A 2336-nucleotide genomic window follows, 5' to 3' on the forward strand; every position below is an offset into this window, starting at 1 on the left:
CGAAGCGCCGGTGCCGCCCGCCGCCGGGCCGCGCGGCGTGCTGCGCGTGCTCGATGCGCTGGCGCGCTGGTATGCGCAGCCGCCGCAGGACGATGCTGGCCTGAGCATGGCGCTGGATCACGCGGCCAAGCTGCTGCGCCCGGGATCGCGCCTGACCGTGCTGGCCGATCCGGCCAGTGCGCAGGCCGTGCCCGCCGCGCGCTGGGCCGGGCTGGCGCTGCACAACGAAGTGGAGTTGCTGCTGCTCGTCGATCCGCTGGAAGTGCATCCGCCACGTGCCGCCCTGCCGTTCTGGGCAAGCGGCCGCCGCGTGGAGGTGGATCTGCTGGCGAGCACCGCGCAACAGCGCTGGCGTGCGCAATTCGTGCAGCCGTTGGAAACCCTGGCGGCGGAACTGCCGGGCCGCGGCGTGCAGGTGCGGGTGTTGCTGAGCGACGCACCCAGCGAGTCGTGGTTGCTGCCGGTGCAACGGGGGGCGTCGGCATGAGCCCGCAGCAATTGCCCCTGCGCGATGTGCATCTGCCGCCGGCACCGGCCTGGTGGCCGCCCGCACCGGGCTGGTGGATGCTGGCGGCGGTGCTGCTGCTGACGCTCGGCGTGGCGCTGTTGGTATGGATGCGCCGGCGCCGGCGCGAGCAGCGCTGGCAGCGTCAGTTCGATGCGGCGACGCGTACGGGCGAACCGCCGGCGCAGGTGGCCGCGGTCTCGGAGCTGCTGCGGCGCGCGGCGCAACGCCGCGATCCGGCCGCTGCGGCGCTGCAGGGCGAAGAGTGGTTGCGGTTCCTTGATGGCGGCGACAAACACCAGGCGTTCTCCGCCGGCCCCGGCCGCGTGTTGCTCGACGGTGGCTACCGCCCCAGCCTCGACCCGGCGCAGGTGCAGACATTGCTGCCGCTGGCGCGGCGCCGGTTCCTGGCGCTGATGGCGGCGGCGCGGCGTGGAGGACGGCGATGAGCCTGCTGTCGTCGTCGTGGCAGAGCCTCAGCGACCTGCTGGCCGGTTTCGCCTGGCCGTGGATGTGGCTGGCGATGCCGCTGCCCCTGCTGGCCAATCTGCTGCTGCCGGCACGGCGCGGCAATGCGCCGGCCTTGCGCGTGCCCTATGGCGAGCGCCTCCAGGCCGTAGCCGCCGCGCCGGCACGCGGCGGGCTGTGGCGCGCCAGCGTATGGCTGGCCTGGTTGGCCTGGTTCTGCCTGTGCGCGGCGGCGGCGCGGCCGCTGCAACTGGGCGAACCCATCGCCCCACCGCAGCAGGCGCGGCAACTGATGCTGGCGGTGGATCTGTCCGGCAGCATGAGCGAGCCGGACATGACCCTGGGCGGGCGCGTGGTCGATCGTCTGACCGCGGCCAAGGCGGTGCTGGCCGACTTTCTCGATCGCCGCGATGGCGACCGCATCGGCCTGCTGGTGTTCGGCCAGCAGGCGTATGCGCTGACTCCGTTGACTGCGGATCTGGCCACGGTGCGCGACCAGTTGCGCGACAGCGTGGTAGGCCTGGCCGGGCGCGAGACCGCGCTGGGCGATGCGATCGCGCTGGCGGTCAAGCGCCTGCGCGAGCAGAAGCAGGGCGAGCGCGTGCTGATCGTGCTCACCGACGGCGTCAACACCGCCGGCGTGCTCGATCCGCTGAAGGCCGCCGAACTGGCCAAGGCCGAACACGTGCGCGTGTACACCATCGCCTTCGGTGGTGATGGCGGCATGTCGCTGTTCGGTCTGCCGATCCCCGGCAGCGGCGGCGACGACCAGGTCGACGAGGACACGCTGCGCAAGATCGCGCAGGACACCGGTGGGCGCTTCTTCCGCGCCCGCGATACCGCTGAGCTGGCGTCGATCTACGCCGAACTGGACCGGCTCGAGCCGGTGCGTTCGGCCGGTCCTGCGGTGCGGCCGCGGATCGAGCGCTACGCCTGGCCGCTGGCGGCGGCGCTGGCGCTGGCGTTGCTGTCCTTCATCTGGCCCTGGAGGCGGCAATGACCCGCGCGATGGAGTTCCTCCAGGCATTGCACCTGTTGCGCCCCGAATGGCTGTGGGCGCTGCTGTTGCTGCCGTTGCTCGGCTGGAGCTGGTGGCGCCGGCGGCGGCGCCATGACATCTGGCGGCGCACGGTGGACCCGCATCTGCTGCCGCATCTGCTCGCGCGTGGCGATGCCAAGGGCAGTGCCGGCCTGTTGCTGGGCGCGCTGGGCTATGCGCTGGCGGTGCTGGCGCTGGCCGGACCGAGCTGGCGCCAGGAACAGCAGCCACTGTGGCAGGCGCGCACGCCGTTGGTGATCGCGCTGGACCTGTCCGCGCAGATCGACGCGCGCGACCTGCCGCCGTCGCGGCTGCTGCAGGCGC

Annotated in this window: 2 protein-coding genes and 2 pseudogenes; all 4 read left to right on the forward strand. The window is 72.8% G+C overall.

Annotation, left to right across the window (positions count from 1 at the left end; translation table 11 throughout):
• Nucleotides 1-487: pseudogene (locus D588_RS0120630) on the forward strand (DUF58 domain-containing protein); the annotation flags it as partial.
• Nucleotides 484-954: a DUF4381 family protein gene (locus D588_RS0120635; protein WP_017917349.1), complete on the forward strand. Its 471-nt coding sequence runs from the start codon at nucleotides 484-486 to the stop codon at nucleotides 952-954. The pseudogene D588_RS0120630 and the gene D588_RS0120635, both read left to right, overlap by 4 nt.
• On the forward strand, nucleotides 951-1973 hold the full coding sequence (locus D588_RS0120640) for a VWA domain-containing protein (RefSeq protein ID WP_017917350.1): 1023 nt from the start codon (nucleotides 951-953) through the stop codon (nucleotides 1971-1973). Before D588_RS0120635 ends, D588_RS0120640 begins: the two co-directional genes overlap by 4 nt.
• Nucleotides 1970-2336, forward strand: a pseudogene (locus D588_RS0120645) (hypothetical protein); the annotation flags it as partial. The gene D588_RS0120640 and the pseudogene D588_RS0120645, both read left to right, overlap by 4 nt.

Source organism: Xanthomonas sp. SHU 308, assembly GCF_000364645.1.
In the GTDB taxonomy this organism is placed as follows: Bacteria; Pseudomonadota; Gammaproteobacteria; order Xanthomonadales; family Xanthomonadaceae; genus Xanthomonas_A; species Xanthomonas_A sontii.

Coding starts and splice junctions, on each gene's coding strand:
- D588_RS0120635 (WP_017917349.1), top strand. CDS start 484: ATGAGCCCGCAGCAATTGCCCCTGCGCGATGTGCATCTGCCGCCGGCA.
- D588_RS0120640 (WP_017917350.1), top strand. CDS start 951: ATGAGCCTGCTGTCGTCGTCGTGGCAGAGCCTCAGCGACCTGCTGGCC.